Source organism: Pantoea sp. UBA5035 (genome assembly GCF_002415245.1).
Lineage (GTDB): Bacteria > Pseudomonadota > Gammaproteobacteria > Enterobacterales > Enterobacteriaceae > Pantoea > Pantoea septica.
On record NZ_DICD01000017.1, the window covers coordinates 128781 to 150346 of the forward strand.

Below are 21566 nucleotides of genomic sequence, written 5' to 3' on the forward strand. Positions count from 1 at the left end.
ATGATCAAACAAAGGACATTAAAACGTATTGTTCAGGCGACTGGCGTCGGTTTGCATACCGGCAAGAAAGTCACGCTGACACTACGCCCTGCGCCGGCTAATACCGGGGTCATCTATCGTCGCACTGACTTGAATCCACCGGTTGATTTCCCGGCTGATGCAAAATACGTGCGCGACACCATGCTGAGTACCTGCCTGGTGAATGATGAAGGCGTACGTATTTCGACGGTTGAGCATTTGAACGCCGCGCTGGCTGGTCTGGGTATCGACAACATTATCGTTGAAGTGGATGCGCCGGAAATCCCGATTATGGACGGCAGCGCCGCGCCCTTTATCTATCTGTTGATGGATGCGGGCATCGAACAGCTGAACAGCGCGAAAAAATTCGTGCGCGTTAAGCAGACTGTTCGCGTGGAAGATGGCGACAAGTGGGCCGAGATCAAGCCGTACAACGGTTTCTCTCTCGACTTCACCATCGACTTCAACCATCCGGCGATCGACTCCAGCTCTCAGCGCTATCAGCTGAACTTCTCTGCCGACTCTTTTGTTCGTCAGATCAGCCGCGCGCGTACTTTCGGCTTTATGCGTGAAATCGAGTATCTGCAATCCAAAGGCCTGTGCCTGGGCGGTAGTCTGGATTGCGCGATCGGCCTCGACGATTTCCGCGTGCTGAATGAAGAAGGCCTGCGTTTTGAAGATGAATTCGTTCGTCACAAAATGCTGGATGCGATCGGCGACCTGTTTATGTGCGGCCACAATATTATCGGCGCGTTTACCGCGTTCAAATCAGGCCACGCTCTGAACAACAAGCTGCTGCAGGCCGTCCTGGCGAAACAAGAAGCCTGGGAATGGGCTACCTTCGAAGACGAAGCGGAACTGCCGCTGGCGTTCAAGGCACCGAATCTGGTTCTGGCTTAATTACCCCGGAATCTTTAAAGGCTGGTATCTGCTGACAACCCTCTCCGGTCAGCAGCGCCAGCCTTTTTTATTGCGCTTTTTATGGTCCCCTGAAATTGTCGACATGCTTCGCAGCAAAGCGCGTAACGTTGCTGAAACGCTGAACAAACAGGCGGCTTTTCTTCCAGAGCGACTTTAAACACTGATGTGGGCGCCCCACATTAATGGTACTATCAGGCGCTCTGAGAAGCTGAGCGCCGCTGTTCAAAGAGAGCGGCAAACCCCTGACAACGACGCGATCGTTGATGCGCAATGGAAGAGTTGTGATCGGAATTTTTCTACGCTGGCGACATTTAGGCAGACGCTATTTCTGGCCTCATCTCCTGTTGGGGATGGTGGCGGCCAGCTTTGGCTTGCCTGTCTGCGCCCAGAGCGCCGAATTCAACACCTCATCCGAATCTTCTTCCAGCAGCCTTTTCGTCGGCAATGCCGCGCGCTTCGATCATCTGATCCGGCTGCAGGAAACGGCGCGCCGTCCCAGCTTTACGATAGATTACTGGCATCAGCACGCCATCCGCACCGTTATTCGCCATCTTTCCTTTACCCTGACGCCGCAGGCGGAAACGCCCGACAACCTGCCGCTGGCTGCGCACAAGCTGGCGTTGATCGATTCGCTTCAGGCGTTGCTGACCACCCATACTTCTTTACGCCAGCCGTCGCAGCCGGTCGCCAACGCGCCGCGCGATGCGCTCGCACCTGCCACTTCTCTGGCCGACTGGCGCAGTAAAACCCATGCAATTCGCGCCGGACCGTCTACGCTGCTTGTCTGAAACGCCTTTCAAAATACCTTTATTCATTATCGCAGTCCGCATTACGCGGCTGAATTGAGAAGTTTTTAATATGTTAATCAAGCTTTTAACCAAAATGTTTGGCAGCAGCAACGATCGTACCCTGCGCCGCATGCGCAAAGTCGTAGACGTCATCAACAAGATGGAGCCGGATTTCGAAAAACTTTCTGACGATGAGCTGAAAGCGAAAACCGACGAGTTCCGCGAGCGCCTGAAAAAGGGCGAGACGCTGGAAAGCCTGATCCCGGAAGCGTTCGCCACGGTGCGTGAAGCAAGTAAGCGCGTCTTCGGCATGCGTCACTTTGACGTGCAGCTGATCGGCGGTATGGTGCTGAACGATCGCTGTATCGCAGAGATGCGTACCGGTGAAGGTAAAACGCTGACTGCGACCCTGCCGGCATACCTTAATGCGCTGAGCGGTAAAGGCGTGCACGTCGTGACCGTCAACGACTACCTGGCGCAGCGCGATGCGGAAAATAACCGTCCGCTGTTCGAGTTCCTGGGCCTGAGCGTCGGCATTAACCTGCCGGGCATGCCTTCGGTGGCCAAGCGTGAAGCCTACGCGGCGGATATTACCTACGGCACCAACAACGAATATGGCTTCGACTATCTGCGCGACAACATGGCGTTCAGCCCGGAAGAGCGCGTGCAGCGCAAGCTGAACTATGCGCTGGTGGATGAGGTCGACTCCATTCTGATCGACGAAGCGCGTACGCCGCTGATTATCTCCGGTCCGGCGGAAGACAGCTCGGAAATGTACACCAAAGTTAATAAAATCATTCCTAGCCTGGTGCGTCAGGAGAAAGAAGACTCTGACAATTTCCAGGGCGAAGGCGATTTCTGGGTCGATGAGAAAGCGCGTCAGGCGCACATGACCGAGCGCGGCCTGGTTAAGGTGGAAGAGCTGCTGGTGAGCCAGGGCATTATGGAAGAGGGCGAATCACTCTATTCGCCGACCAACATTATGCTGATGCATCACGTCACCGCGGCTCTGCGCGCCCATGCGCTGTTTACGCGCGACGTAGATTACATCGTGAAGGACGGCGAAGTGGTTATCGTCGACGAGCACACCGGCCGTACCATGCAGGGCCGCCGCTGGTCGGATGGTCTGCACCAGGCGATTGAAGCCAAAGAGGGCGTGGAGATCCAGAACGAGAACCAGACGCTGGCTTCCATCACCTTCCAGAACTACTTCCGTCTCTACGATAAGCTGGCCGGTATGACAGGTACGGCGGACACCGAGGCCTTCGAGTTCAGCTCTATTTATAAACTCGACACCATCGTCGTGCCGACCAACCGCCCGATGGTGCGTAAAGATCTGCCCGATCTGGTCTATATGACCGAAAAAGAGAAGATCGACGCAATCATCGAAGATATCCGCGAGCGTACCGCTAATGGCCAGCCGGTGCTGGTGGGTACGATTTCTATCGAAAAATCGGAAGTGGTCTCTAACGAGCTGACGCGCGCAGGCATCAAGCACAACGTGCTGAACGCTAAGTTCCACGCCCGCGAAGCGGACATCGTCGCCCAGGCGGGCCAGCCGGGCGCAGTCACCATCGCCACCAACATGGCGGGTCGTGGTACCGACATTATGCTGGGCGGCAGCTGGCATGCCGAGGTCGCCGAGCTGGTCGAGCCGACCGAAGCGCAGATTGAAGCGATCAAAGCGGCCTGGCAGCAGCGCCACGATGCGGTGCTGGCGTCAGGCGGCCTGCATATTATCGGCACCGAGCGTCACGAGTCGCGTCGTATCGATAACCAGCTGCGCGGCCGCGCCGGTCGTCAGGGCGACGCCGGCTCTTCCCGCTTCTATCTGTCGATGGAAGATGCGCTGATGCGTATTTTCGCCTCGGATCGCGTCTCTAACATGATGCGTAAACTGGGCATGAAGCCTGGCGAAGCGATCGAGCACCCGTGGGTGACCAAAGCCATCGCCAACGCGCAGCGTAAAGTCGAGAGCCGCAACTTCGATATTCGTAAGCAGCTGCTGGAGTATGACGATGTGGCGAATGACCAGCGTCGCGCCATCTACAGCCAGCGTAACGAGCTGCTGGACGTTTCCGACGTCAGCGAAACCATCAACAGCATTCGCGAAGACGTATTTAAAACCACTATCGACACCTACATTCCGCCGCAGTCGCTGGAAGAGATGTGGGACGTGCCAGGCCTGGAAGAGCGCCTGCGCGCTGACTTCGACCTCGACCTGCCGATCGCCGAGTGGCTGGATAAAGAGCCGGATCTGCATGAAGAGACGCTGCGCGAGCGCATCATGACGCGCGCCCGCGAGAGCTACGCCAGCAAGGAAGAGATTGTCGGCGTCGAGATGATGCGCAACTTCGAAAAAGGCGTGATGCTGCAGACGCTCGATTCGCTGTGGAAAGAGCATCTGGCGGCGATGGACTACCTGCGTCAGGGCATTCATCTGCGCGGCTATGCGCAGAAAGATCCCAAGCAGGAGTACAAGCGCGAATCCTTCGCGATGTTCGCCGCCATGCTCGAGTCGCTGAAGTATGAAGTGGTCAGCACGCTGAGCAAGGTGCAGGTGCGCATGCCGGAAGAGGTGGAAGCGATGGAGCAGCAGCGTCGCGAAGAGGCGGAACGTCTGGCGCAGCAGCAGCAGCTTAGCCATGTTGACGATGAAGCGGCCGCAGCCGCATCGCTGGCCGCGCAGAGCGGCGAGCGCAAAGTCGGACGTAACGATCTTTGCCCGTGTGGCTCCGGTAAAAAATATAAGCAGTGTCACGGCCGACTGGCCTGACAGTCGCGAAAAAAAGGCGCTCAGGCGCCTTTTTTCTTGTCGACGCGGCGCGGTTAACTTTGCGCCATCCATGCTTTAAAATCAGCGCACATTCACTTACCCGACGTGGAAAATTTTATGAAGCACCTGCAGGTTGCCGTTGGCATCATCCGTAACGCCGATAAAGAGATCTTTCTGGCTCAGCGCCCGGCGTCGTCCCATATGGCGAATATGTGGGAGTTTCCCGGCGGTAAAATCGAGGCTGGCGAGAGCGCGGAAGAGGCGCTGAAGCGCGAACTGCTGGAAGAGACGGGCATCGGAGTGACGCAGGCGACGGCGATTGGCGCGGCGGATCATACCTATGACGCGCTGCGCGTAACGCTGAACTTCTTTCTGGTGGAAGGCTGGGAAGGCGAGCCGTGGGGACGAGAAGGGCAACCGCAGCGCTGGGTCGCGCAACGCGAGCTGGTCGCGGAAGAGTTCCCGCCGGCTAACCATTCGCTGGTTGCGCGTCTGGTCGCCGGCGAGCTTTAATATCAGGGGCGCGAGCCCCTGCTGTCAGTGCTGTTCTTCGCTCCAGTCGTCGCTGTCGTTCAGATCGCCTTCGCTGGGGATCCGCTTCTCTTCGTCCGCCCATTCGCCTAAATCGATCAGCTGGCAGCGTTTGCTGCAGAACGGGCGCCACGGGCTGAGCTCATCCCAGATTACATCTCTCCCGCAGTGCGGACACTGAACGGTAATCACTTCATTTTGCATAGCTACCTCTAACAACAGGCCAGTTCAAAGTTGAGTCGTGCGGGCACTTCGCCGCGTTCGCTGTCCAGCGGTAGAAAGCGGATGGCGTAACGACTTTTGTGGCCGGAAACCTGGGGATAAAGCGCATCTTCCAGCTGGAGCTGCAGGCGCAGCAGATCCGCGCCCTCGGCATTGTCCTGATAGAAACCGTTCAGGCTGGTCTGATGGCGAAACGCGCCTGACTGACGAATAAGATCCAGAATCATCGCCAGGCTCTGATGCAGCGGCGCCAGCGTCTCCAGCCAGGCGGCGACGTGGCTGTCGCGCACCTCCTGCGGCTGATGTAGCCAGATATGCAGTCCTGGCAGATCGAAGCTGCAGCAGCCGCCCGGAATGCTGAGCCGCTGGCGCACCAGCCCGATAAGCCGATCTTCACGCAGCTGCTGTCCCATACGCGGCGCGCTGTTGAGCTGAACCGCCTGCGCTTTGAGCTTGTCGCGCAGCGCATCGACCACGGCCATATCAACGCCCGGCACGTCTGCCCAGGCGCGCAGTTTTTGCTGCTGACGCTCCAGCTCCTTCAGCAGTTCGGTACGCATATCGCCGCGCTCGAAAATATCCAGCAGCTCGCCGATGATGCGGAAAAAGGTCAGTGCCGAAGCGGTACGGGTAACCGGCACGGTTTCATGCAGCTGCTGGATTAAGAATTCCACGCGCAGCCAGGTGCGCATTTTTTCATTCAGGGGATGTTCAAACAGAACGACTGTACTCATGGCGTTAATCCTGTTGCGTTGCCGCCAGCGCCAGATAGCGCTGGTGCAGAGCGGCAACCTGCGGCAGCGCCTCATCGGGCGTGCCGCTGTTATTAATGACGTCGTCGGCTACGGCGAGGCGCGCGCTGCGCGACGCCTGAGCGGACAGAATATTTTGCGCCTGCTGGCGATCGATGCCGTCGCGCTGGATGGTGCGCCTGAGCTGCGTCGCTTCATCGACGTCGACCACCAGAACGCGATCCGCCTGACGCTGCAGGCCGTTCTCGACCAGCAGCGGCACGACCCACAGCACATAGGGCGCGGTCGACAGCGCTTTCAACTGCTGCGTGCGGGCGTTAATCAGGGGATGAAGCAGATTATTCAGCCAGTTTTTTTCATCGGGGGACTGGAAAATAATCTCTCTCAGTCGGGCGCGATTCAGCACGCCTTGCTCCGTCAGGATGCTTTCGCCGTGCCGCTCCGCTATTTGCCGCAGCGCCGCCGTTCCCGGCTCGACCACTTCACGCGCGATAACGTCCGCGTCGATAATGGGCACGCCAAGCGCTGCAAAAGCATTGGCGATGGTGCTCTTTCCACTGCCGATTCCTCCGGTCAGCGCCACGGTATAAGGCATATTACTCTCTCAGGCGCGCTACGCAGCGGGCAAGCCGAAGCGCAAAACTGTGTGCGCGATCACAATGAAAATTCTCAGCTAAATTTATCGGATTGTAGCTTAAATAAAGTGAAATTCGCAGTCTTGTCGGCAGACGTAGGGCGCGTATGATTATGCCACTGGAGCCGTGTGAGCTACCCGAACTGTGATTCGCTGCCACTTACCAGGACAATTTTTATGCGTATTGAAGAAGATTTAAAGCTGGGTTTTAAAGACGTGCTGATCCGTCCTAAACGCTCCACGCTGAAAAGCCGCTCTGAGGTCGAACTGGAGCGTCACTTTACCTTTAAGCATTCCGGCCTGAGCTGGAGCGGCGTGCCGGTGATCGCCGCGAATATGGACACCGTCGGCACCTTCAGCATGGCGGAAGCGCTGGCCAGCTTTGATATTCTTACGGCCGTGCATAAGCACTACGGCGTCGACGAATGGCGCGCCTTTATCGAGCGTTCGCCGGTGGCGGTGCTGAATCACATTATGGTGTCGACCGGCACATCCGAGGCCGACTTGCAGAAGCTGACGGCGATTCTGGCGCTTTCCGCCGATCTTAGATTCATCTGTATTGACGTAGCGAACGGCTATTCCGAGCACTTTGTCACCTTCCTGCAGCGCGCGCGCGAACGCTTTCCGGACCGCACCATTTGCGCAGGCAACGTGGTCACCGGGGAAATGGTGGAGGAGCTGATCCTCTCCGGCGCAGATATCGTTAAGGTCGGCATTGGCCCGGGTTCGGTCTGTACCACCCGCGTGAAAACCGGCGTCGGCTATCCTCAGCTCTCTGCGGTTATCGAGTGCGCGGATGCGGCGCACGGCCTGGGCGGCCAGATAGTCAGCGACGGCGGCTGCGCGGTGCCGGGCGATATCGCCAAAGCGTTCGGCGGCGGCGCCGATTTCGTGATGCTGGGCGGCATGCTTGCCGCACATGACGAGTGCGAGGGAACCGTAGTCGAGGAGAACGGCGAGCAGTTTATGCTGTTTTACGGCATGAGCTCTGAATCGGCGATGAAGCGTCACGTTGGCGGCGTTGCGCAGTATCGCGCGGCGGAAGGCAAAACGGTGAAGCTGCCGCTGCGCGGCCCGGTTGCCGAGACGGCGCGCGACATCCTCGGCGGCCTGCGCTCAGCCTGTACCTATGTCGGCGCCGAGCGGCTGAAGGAGCTAACCAAGCGAACCACCTTTATTCGCGTCGCCGAACAGGAAAACCGCGTTTTTAACCGTTAACCTCTCTCTGTCATTAGGGTGCCTTGCGCACCCTAATGAATCACATTTCCCAGCCCAAACACCGGCAGATACATCGCGATCACCAGCGTGCCGACGATGGCGCCGACGATCGCCATCATTGCGGGTTCAAGCGAGGCGGCGAGCGTATCGGCCAGCGCCAGGGTTTGCGCCTCATGCCACTCCGCCAGCCGCGCCAGCATGGTGTCCAGCGCGCCAGCCTCTTCCCCCACATGCACCAGCTGCATACAGAGCGGCGTAAACAGCGGATGATCCTGCATCGCCTGGTGCAGCGGCGCGCCCTGCGCAATATGGTGCTGAAGCGCCACGACGGCGTCGCGCCACAGCCGCGTGGTCAGCGTCGCCTCTGCCGCCTGTAGCCCCTGCAGCAGAGTAATGCCCGCCCGCTGCGTAAGTTGCAACACCGCATAGATCTGGCTCAGCTGGCTGCCGCGCCACAGCTCCGAGAGCAGCGGCAGACGCAGCATCAGACGCTGCTCCCACAGCTGCCACGCTGGCGAGCGACGTCGCAGCGCGCGCCAGCCGGCTGCGGCCAGCAGCAGCGCGACTGCGAGCCAGCCGCCCCAGCGCTGCAGACCGACGGAGAGCGCCATTACCGCCGCGGTAAAGGCGGGGAGGGGGGCGTTAAACGAGGCGTAGACCGAGACGAATTCCGGCAGTACGAACAGCAGCATGCCGACGCTTACCGCCACGGCCACCAGTAAAATAAACAGCGGATAGCGCAGCGCCTTGATCACTTTATTCCACAGATGCTGCTGACGCGCCTGCTGATCGGCCAGCTGCGCGCAGCAGACGTCAAGCTGGCCGGTCAGTTCGCCCACCTGCATCAGCGCGGCGAACAGGGGCGGAAAAATCTGCGGCCACTGGCTTAACGCCTGCGAAAAGGGCTCGCCGCGCAATATCCGTAGCCGCAGCGCATGCAGCAGCAATTGCCAGCCGGGATGAGGATGACCTTCCGACAGCAGCGCCAGCCCCTGCGCCAGCGGCAGGCCCGCTTTGAGCAGCGTGGCAAGCTGCCTGACAAGATCGATTTTCTGCTGCCACTTCCAGTCGCGCGCGCGCCACGTCTTGCGGCGCTGCCAGCTAATCGGCAGCAGGTCCTGTTCAGCCAGCTGGCGCAGCAGACTCTCTTCATCAGCCGCCAGCAGCTGGCCTTCATGCAGCTGCTGCTGGCCGTTGACCGCCTGCCAGCGGTAGAGGCTAAGCCGGGACATCTTCCAGGCCGGTCACGCGCTGCATCTCCTCCAGCGAGGTTTCGCCGCGGCTGACCGCCTCCAGCCCGCTGCTGAACAGGGGGCGCATACCCTGCTTTTTCGCCAGCGCCAGTACGCTGTCGAGCGGCATCTCGGCGGCGATGGCGTTTTGCAGCTTGCCGCCGACCGGCAATATCTCAAACAGCGCCAGCCGTCCGAAATAGCCGGAAAAGCAGTGGTCGCAGCCGGGGGCGCGCCAGGTTTGCAGCGTGCCGGGCCAGATGTCGGACGGAAAATGCGCCAGCGCCTGCGCTGGCTGACGACAGTGCGGGCAGAGCCGCCGCACCAGTCGCTGCGCCACGATCAGCCGCAGCGCCGGACCGAGCAGATAGCCGGGAATGCCCATCTGACGCAGCCGCGTCAGGGTTTCCGCCGTTGAGTTGGTGTGCAGCGTCGATAATACCAGGTGGCCGGTCTGCGCCGCTTTGACCGCAATCTCCGCCGTTTCCGCATCGCGGATCTCGCCTACCATAATGACGTCGGGATCCTGGCGCAGCAGGGCGCGCAGCACCCGATTGAAGTCGAGTCCGCATTTAGGGTTGATCTGCGTCTGGTTAATGCCGGCCAGCGGAATTTCCACCGGATCTTCGACGCTGCTGACGTTCATCTCCGGCCGGTTCAGCGTGCTCAGGCAGCTGTAGAGCGTAAAGGTTTTCCCGCTGCCGGTCGGGCCGGTCACCAGGATGAGTCCCTGCGGCTGCGCCAGCGCGGCGCTCAGCAGACGGCGCTGCGCGGCGGGCAGGCCCAGCTTATCCAGCGACAGGGTGCTGCTTTCGCTCTGCAGCAGACGGATCACCGCTTTTTCGCCGTACTGCACCGGGAGCGTCGCCAGACGAAAGGCGGCGGGTTTGCCCTCCAGCGTCAGAGTAAACTGTCCATCCTGCGGCAGCCGTCGCTCGGCAATATCCAGCCCGCCGAGGATTTTCAGCCTGGCGATCAGCGCAGCGGGCGGCGCCTCGCTCAGAGGCGTCAGCGGCTGTAGCACGCCGTCGATGCGCAGCCGGATGCGTACGCCGTCGCGCTGCGGTTCGATATGAATATCGGACGCCCGCCGCCGCAGCGCCTGCTGCAGCATCTGGTTGACGGCGTCGACCGCCGATTCCGGTAGCGCCTCACGCGGCGCATCCGCTGAGGCGCTGCCGTGCTGGTGAAGATCGAGCCGCGCCTGCGGCCAGCATTCGATCTCGATCTGACACTGGCTGGCGAAGTGCAGCGCCTCGCTGAGACCCTCCGGCACCTGTTCCGCCACGGCGACGCGCAGCAGCGTCGCATCATGATGCAGCAACACGGCTCGATAGCGCTGGCACAGCGCACGTATAGCGGAATCAGGCATCGCCATCGTTAGCTCCTTTATCATCGAAGCGGAACTGCTCCAGGCAGTTATCGCGCAGGCTGTCGCTGCTGCTGGTACAGCTGCGCTGCCATTTCAGGCTGCCATCCGCGCTGTCCCATAGCGGCGTCATTTCGACGCTCAGGCCGTTCAGGCTCTCCTGACCGGTTAAGGTAATCACGCCGTTTACCACGCTGAGCGTGGAGACGTAACGCGAGCCTTTCGCCGCCGGAATGCCCTTCTCGCCAGCCTGGCACTGCGCAGGGCCGCCTCGCTCAAGGGCGCACAGCTCGACGGCCGTTTTATAAGGCACCATGGTTTGCAGCATGTCGGTGAGCGCCGCGCGCTGCAGGTAGTTTTGATAGGCCGGTAAGCCGATAGCGCTGAGGATCGCGACGATCCCCACCACAATCATCAGTTCGACCAGGGTAAAGCCCTGTTGATTGGTCATTGCATCGCCTCTCTCATGGATAAGAGAGGGCAGCGTAGAAAAGCGCGGGCGCTAAACCCAGCGGCGAATTTTCAGGCCGGAAAAAGGCGCGCAGTAAAAGAGCTGGGTTGCAGTTCGGAGAACAACGAAGCGGAAGCGGGCGCGCAAAAAAGCCGTGCGCGGCGGCACGGCGCAGGGCGGTTACAGGCTGGTGAAGCGCATCGAGAGATCGAGTGCGCGCACGTGCTTGGTGAGCGCGCCGACGGAGACGTAGTCGACGCCGGTCTGAGCGATCTGCGGCAGCGTCGCTTCCGTCACGTTGCCGGAAACCTCAAGCTGCGCGCGTCCCTGCGCGCGCGCCACGGCATCGCGCATCGCGTCGAGGGTGAAGTTATCCAGCATAATGATGTCGGCACCCGCCGCCAGCGCCTGATCCAGCTCCTCCAGCGACTCTACTTCCACCTCCACCGGCACGTCCGGGTGCAGCCAGAACGCTTTCTCTACCGCCTGCCGAATCGACCCGCTGGCGATAATATGGTTTTCCTTGATGAGAAAGGCGTCCGAGAGACCGAGGCGATGGTTCGCGCCGCCGCCGCACAGCACCGCATATTTCAGCGCGGTGCGCAGGCCCGGCAGGGTTTTGCGCGTGTCCAGCAGCTGCGTGTCGCTGCCTTCCAGCAGCTGCACATAGCGTCGGGTTTCGGTTGCCACGCCAGACAGCGTCTGGACGAAGTTCAGGGCGGTGCGTTCGGCGGTCAGCAGCAGTCGAGAAGGGCCGCTCAGGGTAAACAGCGTCTGATCGGGCGCCAGGCTGTCGCCATCTTCGACCTGCCAGCTCAGCGTCGCATGGCCGCCAAGCTGATTAAACACCTCTTCCACCCAGCGTTTACCACAGAAAACTCCCGCCTCGCGCGTGATGACCCGCGCCTGCGCCAGGCTCTCTTCGGGAAGCAACTGGGCGGTGATATCACGATCGGCGTCGATTTCGCCGCCTAAATCCTCCTGCAAAGCGCGTGCGACCGTGGCAGGAATGTCCTGCTCGATGCGGGCGATCAGCGCCTGGCGACGGCTATCGGCATTGTAACGGCGGGTTGGCATAGCGGTTTCGCTCCTGATGACCTGTACAAAGAGGAAGCCACAATAGATCGAAACGACGCTTTTCACCAGCCGAAGTCGAAGTTTTGTTTAGTATACTTAACTTGAACGCGGTGAGGCCGCGCCGCACCTTTAGGCTGCAAAAAGTTATCGTAAATCATGCTATTCTCAGCCGGACTCTGCTAAGGAAAAACCAGCATGAAACTGGAACAGGGCTGGCTGACCGACATTCGTCAGGTGCCGTCGCCGCATTTTAATCAACGTCCTAACGACGAGACCCCCTCGCTGTTGGTGATCCACAATATCAGCCTGCCGCCGGGCGAATTCGGCGGGCCGTGGATCGATCGGCTGTTTACCGGCACCTTGCCGCCGGACGCCCATCCCTATTTTGCCGACATCGCCCACCTGCAGGTCGCCGCGCACTGCCTGATTCGCCGCGACGGCGAAATCGTGCAGTATGTCTCTTTCGATCATCGCGCCTGGCACGCCGGGGTTTCCTGCTATCAGGGCCGCGAAAACTGCAACGACTTTTCCATCGGCATCGAGCTGGAAGGCACCGACGATCTGCCTTACACCGATGCGCAGTATCAGGCGCTGGCCGCCGTTACGCAGCTCCTGCTGCAGCACTATCCTTTGACGCCCTCGCGCATTACCGGACACAGCGATATCGCCCCGACGCGCAAGACCGATCCGGGGCCGGCTTTTGACTGGGAGCAGTATCAGCAGCTGTTGGCGCAGACTTCTTTTTGATTTTCGCGGAGTGGGTATGACGTTGTTTTCCTTGTTACTGGTTTTAGGTTGGGAACGCCTGTTTAAGCTGGGCGAGCACTGGCAGCTCGATCACCGTCTGGAGCCGATCTTTCGCCGTCGCCGCCGTTTTTCGCTGCTGCGCACGCTTGGCATGACGCTGCTGGCAATGGCGCTGACGGCGCTGGCGATCTGGAGCGTAAAAGGGCTGCTGTTCGGCATCGCGCAGCTGCTGTTCTGGATCCTGATCGGCCTGCTCTGCATCGGCGCCGGATCGGCGCGCCTGCACTATCACGCCTATTTAAAAGCGGCGAGCCATGACGATGTCGCGGCGCATCAGGCGATGGCGGCCGAGCTGACGCTGATCCACGGCGTGCCGGTGGAGTGCAGCGAGCGAGAGTTCCTGCGCGAGCTGCAAAACGCGCTGATCTGGATTAACTTCCGCTTCTACCTGGCGCCGATGTTCTGGTTTGTGGCGGGCGGCCCCTACGGGCCGGTGCTGCTGGTGGGCTACGCCTTCCTGCGCGCCTGGCAGAGCTGGCTGGCGAAACATCAGTCGCCGCTGGAGCGCGCGCAGTCAGGCGTTGACGGCCTGCTGCACGTGATTGACTGGATCCCGGCGCGGCTGGCTGGCGTTGCCTATGCGCTGCTGGGTCACGGCGAAAAGGCATTGCCCGCCTGGTTCGCTGCGCTGACTGACCGTCACCGTTCGCAATATCAGGTGCTGACCAGCCTGGCGCAGTTTTCGCTGGAGCGCGATCCGCACCTGGACAAGGTCGAAACCCCACGCATTGCGGTGGCGCTGGCGAAGCGCATCTCGCTGGTGCTGGTGGTAGTGGTCGCGCTGCTCACCATCTACGGCACGCTGGTATAATCCGCAGGCGGCACGCCGAAATCGGGCGTGCCGTCGTCGCGCCAGACAAAACTTTTCAGCCGCGTATGACGATTGGGATCCCACAGCGGATCCCCTTCGATTTCCGTGTAGTTGCGGGCGTGATAGACCAGCACATCCTCGCCGTTCTCATCCTGAGTAAAGCAGTTGTGGCCCGGACCGTACTGGTGGTTATCCCAGTTAGAGGTAAAGACCGGCCGCGCCGACTTGCGCCAGTTAGCGGCATCCAGCAGATCCTGCTCAATGCCGATCGACAGCAGCCCCATGCAGTAATTCTCGTCGGTGGCGCTCGCGGAATAGGTAACGAATAGCCGATCGCCGTGCTGGATCACCGCCGGTCCTTCATTGACGCTAAACCCAGCGCACTCCCACTCATATTCTGGTCGGCTCAGCATCGTCGGCGCGCCTTTCAGTGTCCAGGGGTTAAGCAGCTCCGCCAGATAGAGGTTGGAGTTGCCCGGAATCGCCGGATCCTTCTGCGCCCACAGATACCAGTTTTTGCCCTGATGCACGAAGTGGGTGGCGTCCAGCGCAAAGGTGTCGAACTGGCTAAACACCCGGCGCGGCGCCTGCCAGCGTCCGCTGAGCGGATCGGCTTCGTCGCATACCAGCGCGTACATGCGATGCTGAAACAGCCCGTCTTTAATGTCGCGCGTCGGCGCGGCGGCGAAATAGATCACCCACTGTTCGTCGATGCGATGCAGCTCCGGCGCCCAGATCAGCTCGCTGCAGGGGCCGCTCTCTGGCTTGCGCCAGATGACGACCGGTTCGGCATGGCGCAGATCGAGCAGCGTGCTGGCGCGACGCAGCTCCAGCCGATCATAGGCGGGTACGGAGGCGATAAAGTAGTAGTACTGCTCATGGCGCAGGATAAAGGGATCGGCCCGCTGTTCAATAAAGGGATTCGGCCAGGGTGTGCTCATTTCGCTTCTCCGGTTTGGGTGACGGCGCCGTCGCGCTGACGAATGTCATGCAGTTCGCGGAAGTTGGCGCGGCGCAGCGCGAGATCGTTCTGAATCGTGCGCATTAGCGCGCGGTCGACCTTCAGCAGGCGCACGACGCCTGCGGTAATCAGGTAGCCTACGCCCGGGATGACGGTGAACAGCAGCATAATGCCGTTTACCGCCTGCGAAGACTGCTGTTTCGCGCCCGCGTCGTAGCCGTAAATTGAGAGTAAAAAGCCGACCATCGCGCCCGCGACCGCCAGGCCGACCTTGAGGAAAAACAGGTTGCCGGAGAAGCTGATGCCGGTGATGCGCTTGCCGGTTTTCCACTCGCCGTAATCGTCGACGTCGGCCATCAGCGACCAGTGCAGCGGCGACGGGATTTGATGCAGCACGTTCAGCAGGAAATAGGCTACCACTACCGCGACGGTGGCGTGCGGATCGATCCAGTAAAAGCCGCAGGAGAAGAAGGCCAGCGCGATATTGGTCCAGAAAAAGACTTTCAGCTTACACCAGCGGTCGGTGAGCAGCTTCGCCAGGGTGCTGCCGATCATCATGCCTATGACGCCAAGGCTGATAAACAGCGTGGCGAAATGGGTCGTCTGGCCCATTACCCAGGTCACGTAGTACATGGTGGCGGCCATACGGATAAAGCCGGGGCAGACGTTGCAGAAGGTGAGCAGCAGAATGCGCACCCACTGGTCATTTTTCCATACGTCGCGCAGATCGCTTTTCAGCGCGTCATGGGTGGGCACCGCCGGACGAATACGCTCGCGCACCGTGGCGAAGCAGAACAGGAACATTCCCAGCCCAATCAGCGCCAGCACGCTCATCGCCAGCTGATAGCCGCGCGCCTTGTCGTCGCCACCGAACCACTCGGCCATCGGCAGCAGCGACAGCGAGAGGATCAGCGTCGCAATACCAACCATGACGAAACGGTAGGACTGGCAGGAGACGCGCTCGCCGGGATCGCTGGTGATCACGCCGCCCAGTGAGCAGTAGGGGATGTTGATGGCGGTGTAGGTCAGGGACATCAGGAAGTAGGTGACGAAGGCCCAGATCACCTTGTTTTCGTAGCTCCAGTCCGGCGTGGTGAACATCAGCACGCTAAAGAGCACATAGGGCACCGAGATCCACAGCAGCCAGGGACGGAAGCGGCCCCAGCGGCTCTGGGTGCGATCGGCAATGGCGCCCATAATCGGGTCGGTAATCGCATCCAGCACGCGCACCGAGAGCAGCAGCGTTCCTACCAGCGCAGGCGCCAGGCCAAAAACATCGGTGTAGAAATAGTTGAGAAACAGCATGATGGCGCCGCCAATCATATTACAGCCGGCATCGCCCATGCCGTAACCCAGCTTTTCGCGAAAAGAGAGGGCGGAATCCTTCATGGTAGTTATCCTGCGCATTGGGTATGAGCAGTGAATTATCGTTGCTATATCAGCGGGATGGCTGGCAACAAATAGTCAGTAAGATGGACAAATCAGGCGCGGCGGGAAAAGTGTGAACTGGATCGAGAGGGAAAAGGCCCGCCGACGCAGGTCGGCGGGCTTAAACATCAGGCGCGCTGCACCTTGTTTTTGATAGCGTAGCCGATGGCCAGGATCACCAGCCAGACCGGGATCAGCCAGACCGATATCGCCATGCCCGGCGTCATCAGCATAATCACCAGAATGCCGGCCAGAAACGCCAGGCAGAGCCAGTTGCCGAACGGATAGAGCAGCGCCTTAAAGCGCGTCGTCACGCCCTGCTGATCTTTCTTACGGCGGAACTTCAGGTGAGCAAGGCTAATCATTGCCCAGTTGATCACCAGCGCAGAGACCACCAGCGACATCAGCAGGCCGAAGGCTTCGCCCGGCATCAGATAGTTGATCAGCACGCAGAGCGCGGTAGCTACGGCCGAGACCAGAATAGTGGCCACCGGCACGCCGCGACGGTCGACTTTCAGCAGCGCTTTCGGTGCGTTGCCCTGCTGGGCCAGGCCGAACAGCATGCGGCTGTTGCAGTAGACGCAGCTGTTATAGACCGACAGCGCGGCGGTCAGGATCACCACGTTCAGCGCGTTCGCCACCAGCGCGTCGCCCAGCTCATGGAAGATCAGCACGAAAGGGCTGGTGTCTGCGGTGACGCGCGTCCAGGGCATCAGCGACAGCAACACCGCCAGCGAGCCGATATAGAAAATCAGGATGCGATAGATAACCTGATTGGTGGCTTTAGGAATGCTCTGCTCGGGATTATCTGCTTCTGCGGCGGTGATGCCGACCAGCTCCAGGCCGCCGAAGGAGAACATAATGATCGCCATCATCATCACCAGCCCGCTGAAGCCGTGCGGCAGGAAGCCGCCCTGCGCCCAGAGGTTGCTGACGCTGGCCTGCGGGCCGCCGGTGCCGCTGAGCAGCAGCCAGCCGCCGAACAGGATCATGCCGATCACCGCGACCACTTTAACGATAGAGAACCAGAACTCCATCTCGCCATAGACTTTTACGTTGGTCAGGTTAATGGCGTTGATCAACACGAAGAAGACGGCGGCGGTAATCCAGGTCGGAATATCGGGCCACCAGAACTGAACGTATTTGCCGACGGCGGTCAGCTCGGCCATGGCCACCAGCACATAGAGCACCCAGTAGTTCCAGCCCGACGCGAAGCCGGCGAAGTTGCCCCAGTATTTGTAGGCGAAGTGGCTGAAGCTGCCGGCGACCGGCTCCTCGACCACCATCTCTCCCAGCTGACGCATAATCAAAAAGGCGATAAAGCCGGCGATGGCGTAGCCCAGAATAACGCCTGGGCCGGCCGCCTGGATCACCGATGCGCTGCCCAGAAACAGGCCGGTGCCCACCGCGCCGCCCAGCGCGATAAGCTGAATATGACGGTTTTTCAGCCCGCGCTTCAGCGTGTCGCCATGCTGTTGTTCCATACGAACCTCATGTTGTTTTAATTCTTCTTTTGCAGCGCGCGATGGCTGTCAGGAAGTGGTTACAATAACGTACTGATTTATTTACGGTATCAGGCGCCTTCTCTGTAAGCGGATGCTACCCTGGCGACAAGAATAGTGATATGCGATGCGCTTTGCACCTGCTTTCTCTTTTCGTGCTGAGACTTGACTGAAAAAGCATCGTCGCCATCACACTGCCGCCTGCGCCTGTTCTGCCATGAATTGTTCTCAAAGACGAATAAGGTTGTCTTATGGTGAGCGAGAAAATCGCCCTTAACGCAGTGTAAGGTTTGGTAAAAGTAGCGAGATTTAACATTTCCCGCGCCGCGCCATTTCCGTTTTTCCCGCGGCGACTTAAGGCTGCGCAGCGCCCTCCAGCACACGGAATGTGACCGGCGTCATATAGACACAAGGTGAATACTTTGTTACTTTACGGCCAACTTTTTGGAATTGGTATTACCAATTTACTCCGGACGACGGCTTGATAAGAAGGGAAGATGGCTTACAGTAAGATTCGCCAACCCAAGCTCTCAGATGCCATTGAGCAGCAGCTGGAATCGCTGATTATGGAAGGGACGCTGCGTCCTGGTGAGAAGCTATTGCCTGAGCGCGAACTCGCCAAACAATTTGATGTCTCACGTCCATCCCTTCGCGAAGCCATACAGCGTCTGGAAGCGAAAGGTCTGCTGCTGCGCCGTCAGGGCGGCGGCACTTTCGTCCAGCAGAATCTCTGGCAAAGCCTGAGCGATCCGCTCGTTAGCCTGCTTACTAAGCATCCGGAATCTCAGTTCGATTTACTGGAAACGCGCCATGCGCTGGAAGGGATTGCGGCGTACTACGCGGCGCTGCGCGGCACGGAAGAGGATATTGAGCGTATCCGCCACTGCCACGTGCAGATACAGCAGGCTCAGGATAGTGGCGATCTCGACGCCGAGGCGGATGCGGTGATGCAGTATCAGATCGCTGTCACAGAAGCCGCCCATAATGTGGTGCTGCTGCATTTGCTGCGTTCGATGGGCCCTATGCTGGAACAAAACGTTCGACAGAATTTTGAATTGCTCTACTCGCGCCGGGAAATGCTGGCGAAAGTGAGCGGTCACCGCGCCAGTATTTTCGAGGCGATTGTGGCTCGCGAGCCGGAACAGGCGCGCGAAGCCTCGCATCGTCACCTGGCGTTCATAGAGGAAATCTTGCTGGACAGAAGTCGGGAGCAGACTCGTCGTGAACGCTCCCTGCGTCGTTTACAGCAACGTAAGGAATAACGCGCGACAAAGAACGCGCGGATATCAACGACGGGCCTGTCTCCTTGTGCTTTGGCGAGCCACACAAGCAGAACACATGGAGACAGGCTCCTGACAATTCAACGTATTAGACACAGATAAGGAATACCCCCCATGTCAGAACGTTTACAGAATGACGTGGATCCGATCGAAACTCGTGACTGGCTACAGGCGATCGAATCGGTCATCCGTGAAGAAGGTGTTGAGCGTGCGCAGTATCTGATCGATCAGGTATTGAGCGCAGCCCGCAAAGGCGGCGTTAAAGTGGCGGCAGGCGGTAACGCCGTCAGCAACTATATCAACTCTATCGCCGTTGAAGACGAGCCGGAGTATCCGGGCAACACGTCTCTGGAGCGTCGTATCCGTTCCGCAATTCGCTGGAACGCCATCGTATCGGTGCTGCGCGCCTCGAAGAAAGATCTGGAGCTGGGCGGCCATCTCTCCTCATTCCAGTCTTCCGCGACCATCTATGAAGTGTGTTTTAACCACTTCTTCCGCGCGCGCAGCGACAAAGACGGCGGCGATCTGGTTTACTTCCAGGGTCATATCTCGCCGGGCATCTACTCACGCGCCTTCCTTGAAGGTCGTCTGACCGAAGAACAGATGAACAACTTCCGTCAGGAAGTGCATGGCAACGGCCTCTCATCTTATCCGCACCCGAAACTGATGCCGGACTTCTGGCAGTTCCCGACCGTTTCCATGGGTCTGGGTCCGTTGAACGCTATCTACCAGGCGAAGTTCCTGAAATATCTGGAGCACCGTGGCCTGAAGGACACCTCTAACCAGACCGTTTACGCCTTCCTCGGCGACGGCGAGATGGACGAGCCGGAATCCAAAGGCGCGATCACCATCGCGACCCGCGAGAAGCTGGACAACCTGGTGTTCATCATCAACTGTAACCTGCAGCGTCTGGACGGTCCGGTTACCGGCAACGGCAAGATCATCAACGAACTGGAAGGCATCTTTGCGGGCGCCGGCTGGAACGTCATCAAAGTGATCTGGGGCGGTCGCTGGGACGAGCTGCTGAAGAAAGACACCAGCGGCAAGCTGATTCAGCTGATGAACGAAACCGTCGACGGCGACTATCAGACCTTTAAATCCCGTGACGGCGCCTACGTGCGCGAACACTTCTTCGGTAAATACCCGGAGACGGCGGAGCTGGTTAAAGACTGGTCAGACGAAGAGATCTTCGCCCTGAACCGCGGCGGCCACGATCCGAAGAAAATCTACGCGGCACTGAAGAAAGCGCAGGAGACCAAAGGTCAGCCAACGCTGATTCTGGCGCATACCATTAAAGGCTATGGTATGGGCGACACCGCGGAAGGTAAGAACATCGCGCACCAGGTTAAGAAGATGAACATGGATGGCGTTCGCTACATCCGCGATCGCTTCAATGTGCCGGTTGCCGACGACAAAATCGAAGAGCTGCCGTACGTCACTTTCGAAAAAGGCTCGGAAGAGTACAACTACCTGCACGGTCAGCGCGAGAAGCTGGGCGGCTACCTGCCGACCCGTCAGGCGCAGTTCACTGAAAAACTGGATATGCCGAAGCTGGAAGAGTTCAAAGCGCTGCTGGAAGAGCAGAGCAAAGAGATCTCGACCACTATCGCTTTCGTGCGCGCCCTGAACGTGATGCTGAAGAACAAGTCGATCAAAGATCGTCTGGTGCCGATCCTCGCGGACGAAGCCCGTACCTTCGGTATGGAAGGTCTGTTCCGTCAGATTGGTATCTACAGCCCGAACGGTCAGCAGTACACCCCGCAGGACCGCGAGCAGGTTGCTTACTATAAAGAAGACGAGAAAGGCCAGATTCTGCAGGAAGGGATCAACGAGCTGGGCGCAGGTTCATCCTGGCTGGCGGCGGCGACCTCTTACAGCACCAACAACCTGCCGATGATCCCGTTCTACATCTACTACTCCATGTTCGGTTTCCAGCGTATCGGCGACCTGATGTGGCTGGCGGGCGACCAGCAGGCGCGCGGCTTCCTGGTTGGCGGCACCTCCGGGCGTACCACCCTGAACGGCGAAGGTCTGCAGCATGAAGATGGCCACAGCCATATTCAGTCGCTGACTATCCCGAACTGTATCTCTTACGATCCGGCTTACGCCTATGAAGTTGCCGTCATCATGCATGACGGTCTGGTGCGTATGTACGGCGAAGCGCAAGAGAACGTTTACTATTACATCACCACGCTGAACGAAAACTACCACATGCCAGCGATGCCGGAAGGCGCCGAAGAGGGGATCCGTAAAGGTATCTACAAGCTGGAAACCGTGGAAGGTAGCAAAGGCAAAGTGCAGCTGCTGGGCTCAGGCTCTATCCTGCGTCACGTGCGTGAAGCGGCGCAGATCCTGGCGAAAGATTACGGCATCGGCTCAGACGTCTACAGCGTCACCTCGTTCACCGAACTGGCGCGCGATGGCCAGGACTGCGAGCGCTGGAACATGCTGCATCCGACCGAAGAAGCGCGCGTGCCGTACATCGCTCAGGTGATGAACGACGCGCCGGCGGTGGCATCGACCGACTACATGAAGCTGTTCGCTGAACAGGTTCGCAGCTATGTTCCAGCCAGCGATTACCGCGTGCTGGGCACCGACGGCTTCGGCCGCTCCGACAGCCGCGAAAATCTGCGTCACCACTTCGAAGTGGACGCCTCCTACGTGGTCGTGGCTGCGCTGGGCGAACTGGCTAAACGTGGCGAAATCGACAAGAAAGTGGTGGCGGACGCGATCGCTAAGTTCGACATCGATGCCGATAAAGTTAACCCGCGTCTGGCTTAAGAGGTAA

At 59.3% G+C, this 21566-nt stretch carries 19 protein-coding genes; 9 read left to right on the forward strand and 10 right to left on the reverse strand.

Annotated elements, in window-relative coordinates; all coding sequences use genetic code 11:
- From lpxC to mutT, 4 genes are all read left to right on the forward strand, one after another.
- A complete protein-coding gene (lpxC, locus tag B3229_RS13795) occupies nucleotides 1–918 on the forward strand; it encodes a UDP-3-O-acyl-N-acetylglucosamine deacetylase (RefSeq protein ID WP_033749496.1) in 918 nt (305 codons plus the stop codon).
- A gap of 302 nt (nucleotides 919–1220) precedes the next feature.
- Nucleotides 1221–1727: a secA translation cis-regulator SecM gene (secM, locus tag B3229_RS13800; protein ID WP_200879026.1), complete on the forward strand. Its 507-nt coding sequence runs from the start codon at nucleotides 1221–1223 to the stop codon at nucleotides 1725–1727.
- Nucleotides 1728–1797: 70 nt separating this feature from the next.
- Nucleotides 1798–4503, forward strand: coding sequence for a preprotein translocase subunit SecA (secA, locus tag B3229_RS13805; RefSeq protein WP_033749498.1), 2706 nt, complete (start codon nucleotides 1798–1800; stop codon nucleotides 4501–4503).
- 117 nt (nucleotides 4504–4620) lie between these two features.
- Nucleotides 4621–5016, forward strand: a complete 396-nt coding sequence (gene mutT, locus B3229_RS13810; RefSeq protein ID WP_286871549.1) for an 8-oxo-dGTP diphosphatase MutT — start codon at nucleotides 4621–4623, stop codon at nucleotides 5014–5016.
- A 24-nt stretch (nucleotides 5017–5040) separates the two neighbouring features.
- Here the strand turns inward: mutT and yacG are convergent, their stop codons facing one another.
- Genes yacG through coaE form a run of 3 tightly spaced genes read right to left on the reverse strand, consistent with a single transcriptional unit; the run spans nucleotide 5041 to nucleotide 6603 of the window.
- Nucleotides 5041–5238 carry a DNA gyrase inhibitor YacG gene (gene yacG, locus B3229_RS13815; RefSeq protein ID WP_286871550.1) on the reverse strand — a complete coding sequence of 66 codons (198 nt, stop codon included), beginning with the start codon at nucleotides 5236–5238 and terminating at the stop codon, nucleotides 5041–5043.
- Nucleotides 5239–5246: 8 nt separating this feature from the next.
- Entirely contained in the window at nucleotides 5247–5990 is a 744-nt protein-coding gene (gene zapD, locus B3229_RS13820) for a cell division protein ZapD (protein WP_048783804.1), read from the reverse strand.
- A 4-nt stretch (nucleotides 5991–5994) separates the two neighbouring features.
- Nucleotides 5995–6603 carry a dephospho-CoA kinase gene (coaE, locus tag B3229_RS13825; protein WP_286871552.1) on the reverse strand — a complete coding sequence of 203 codons (609 nt, stop codon included), beginning with the start codon at nucleotides 6601–6603 and terminating at the stop codon, nucleotides 5995–5997.
- Between the two features lie 216 nt (nucleotides 6604–6819).
- Between coaE and B3229_RS13830 the strand changes: the two genes are divergently transcribed.
- Nucleotides 6820–7860 carry a GMP reductase gene (locus B3229_RS13830; protein WP_048783808.1) on the forward strand — a complete coding sequence of 347 codons (1041 nt, stop codon included), beginning with the start codon at nucleotides 6820–6822 and terminating at the stop codon, nucleotides 7858–7860.
- A gap of 32 nt (nucleotides 7861–7892) precedes the next feature.
- On the opposite strand, the gene hofC is transcribed toward B3229_RS13830, so the two are convergent.
- The 4 genes from hofC to nadC form a co-directional block, all read right to left on the reverse strand.
- On the reverse strand, nucleotides 7893–9092 hold the full coding sequence (gene hofC, locus B3229_RS13835; RefSeq protein WP_286871555.1) for a protein transport protein HofC: 1200 nt from the start codon (nucleotides 9090–9092) through the stop codon (nucleotides 7893–7895).
- Complete coding sequence (gene gspE, locus B3229_RS13840) at nucleotides 9079–10470, reverse strand: type II secretion system protein GspE (protein WP_286871557.1); 1392 nt, start codon at nucleotides 10468–10470, stop codon at nucleotides 9079–9081. Before gspE ends, hofC begins: the two co-directional genes overlap by 14 nt.
- Entirely contained in the window at nucleotides 10457–10912 is a 456-nt protein-coding gene (gene ppdD, locus B3229_RS13845) for a prepilin peptidase-dependent pilin (protein ID WP_048783813.1), read from the reverse strand. The genes gspE and ppdD overlap by 14 nt, the downstream gene beginning before the upstream one ends.
- A gap of 180 nt (nucleotides 10913–11092) precedes the next feature.
- A complete protein-coding gene (gene nadC, locus B3229_RS13850) occupies nucleotides 11093–11989 on the reverse strand; it encodes a carboxylating nicotinate-nucleotide diphosphorylase (RefSeq protein ID WP_048783815.1) in 897 nt (298 codons plus the stop codon).
- Nucleotides 11990–12184: 195 nt separating this feature from the next.
- Here nadC and ampD point away from each other — a divergent pair, with 195 nt between their 5' ends.
- On the forward strand, nucleotides 12185–12736 hold the full coding sequence (gene ampD / locus B3229_RS13855; RefSeq protein WP_048783817.1) for a 1,6-anhydro-N-acetylmuramyl-L-alanine amidase AmpD: 552 nt from the start codon (nucleotides 12185–12187) through the stop codon (nucleotides 12734–12736).
- A gap of 16 nt (nucleotides 12737–12752) precedes the next feature.
- On the forward strand, nucleotides 12753–13607 hold the full coding sequence (ampE, locus tag B3229_RS13860) for a beta-lactamase regulator AmpE (protein WP_033749511.1): 855 nt from the start codon (nucleotides 12753–12755) through the stop codon (nucleotides 13605–13607).
- Here the strand turns inward: ampE and B3229_RS13865 are convergent.
- The 3 genes from B3229_RS13865 to aroP all read right to left on the reverse strand — a co-directional run bounded on the left by B3229_RS13865 (nucleotide 13589) and on the right by aroP (nucleotide 17480).
- Nucleotides 13589–14548: a family 43 glycosylhydrolase gene (locus B3229_RS13865; RefSeq protein ID WP_286871562.1), complete on the reverse strand. Its 960-nt coding sequence runs from the start codon at nucleotides 14546–14548 to the stop codon at nucleotides 13589–13591. The two genes, ampE and B3229_RS13865, sit on opposite strands and share 19 nt — an antisense overlap.
- A complete protein-coding gene (locus B3229_RS13870) occupies nucleotides 14545–15957 on the reverse strand; it encodes a glycoside-pentoside-hexuronide (GPH):cation symporter (RefSeq protein WP_286871564.1) in 1413 nt (470 codons plus the stop codon). Before B3229_RS13870 ends, B3229_RS13865 begins: the two co-directional genes overlap by 4 nt.
- A 167-nt stretch (nucleotides 15958–16124) precedes the next feature.
- Nucleotides 16125–17480: an aromatic amino acid transporter AroP gene (gene aroP / locus B3229_RS13875; RefSeq protein ID WP_286871567.1), complete on the reverse strand. Its 1356-nt coding sequence runs from the start codon at nucleotides 17478–17480 to the stop codon at nucleotides 16125–16127.
- Between the two features lie 515 nt (nucleotides 17481–17995).
- Here aroP and pdhR point away from each other — a divergent pair.
- Complete coding sequence (gene pdhR, locus B3229_RS13880; protein WP_033749516.1) at nucleotides 17996–18760, forward strand: pyruvate dehydrogenase complex transcriptional repressor PdhR; 765 nt, start codon at nucleotides 17996–17998, stop codon at nucleotides 18758–18760.
- Between the two features lie 132 nt (nucleotides 18761–18892).
- Nucleotides 18893–21559, forward strand: coding sequence for a pyruvate dehydrogenase (acetyl-transferring), homodimeric type (aceE, locus tag B3229_RS13885; protein WP_048783825.1), 2667 nt, complete (start codon nucleotides 18893–18895; stop codon nucleotides 21557–21559).
- The last annotated feature ends 7 nt before the right edge of the window (nucleotides 21560–21566 follow it).

Excerpts from the sequence above, each read along its gene's own strand:
- lpxC (WP_033749496.1), top strand. The coding sequence starts at position 1 with ATGATCAAACAAAGGACATTAAAACGTATTGTTCAGGCGACTGGCGTC.
- secA (WP_033749498.1), top strand. The coding sequence starts at position 1,798 with ATGTTAATCAAGCTTTTAACCAAAATGTTTGGCAGCAGCAACGATCGT.
- mutT (WP_286871549.1), top strand. The coding sequence starts at position 4,621 with ATGAAGCACCTGCAGGTTGCCGTTGGCATCATCCGTAACGCCGATAAA.
- yacG (WP_286871550.1), bottom strand. The coding sequence starts at position 5,238 with ATGCAAAATGAAGTGATTACCGTTCAGTGTCCGCACTGCGGGAGAGAT.
- zapD (WP_048783804.1), bottom strand. The coding sequence starts at position 5,990 with ATGAGTACAGTCGTTCTGTTTGAACATCCCCTGAATGAAAAAATGCGC.
- coaE (WP_286871552.1), bottom strand. The coding sequence starts at position 6,603 with ATGCCTTATACCGTGGCGCTGACCGGAGGAATCGGCAGTGGAAAGAGC.
- B3229_RS13830 (WP_048783808.1), top strand. The coding sequence starts at position 6,820 with ATGCGTATTGAAGAAGATTTAAAGCTGGGTTTTAAAGACGTGCTGATC.
- hofC (WP_286871555.1), bottom strand. The coding sequence starts at position 9,092 with ATGTCCCGGCTTAGCCTCTACCGCTGGCAGGCGGTCAACGGCCAGCAG.
- gspE (WP_286871557.1), bottom strand. The coding sequence starts at position 10,470 with ATGGCGATGCCTGATTCCGCTATACGTGCGCTGTGCCAGCGCTATCGA.
- ppdD (WP_048783813.1), bottom strand. The coding sequence starts at position 10,912 with ATGACCAATCAACAGGGCTTTACCCTGGTCGAACTGATGATTGTGGTG.
- nadC (WP_048783815.1), bottom strand. The coding sequence starts at position 11,989 with ATGCCAACCCGCCGTTACAATGCCGATAGCCGTCGCCAGGCGCTGATC.
- ampD (WP_048783817.1), top strand. The coding sequence starts at position 12,185 with ATGAAACTGGAACAGGGCTGGCTGACCGACATTCGTCAGGTGCCGTCG.
- ampE (WP_033749511.1), top strand. The coding sequence starts at position 12,753 with ATGACGTTGTTTTCCTTGTTACTGGTTTTAGGTTGGGAACGCCTGTTT.
- B3229_RS13865 (WP_286871562.1), bottom strand. The coding sequence starts at position 14,548 with ATGAGCACACCCTGGCCGAATCCCTTTATTGAACAGCGGGCCGATCCC.
- B3229_RS13870 (WP_286871564.1), bottom strand. The coding sequence starts at position 15,957 with ATGAAGGATTCCGCCCTCTCTTTTCGCGAAAAGCTGGGTTACGGCATG.
- aroP (WP_286871567.1), bottom strand. The coding sequence starts at position 17,480 with ATGGAACAACAGCATGGCGACACGCTGAAGCGCGGGCTGAAAAACCGT.
- pdhR (WP_033749516.1), top strand. The coding sequence starts at position 17,996 with ATGGCTTACAGTAAGATTCGCCAACCCAAGCTCTCAGATGCCATTGAG.
- aceE (WP_048783825.1), top strand. The coding sequence starts at position 18,893 with ATGTCAGAACGTTTACAGAATGACGTGGATCCGATCGAAACTCGTGAC.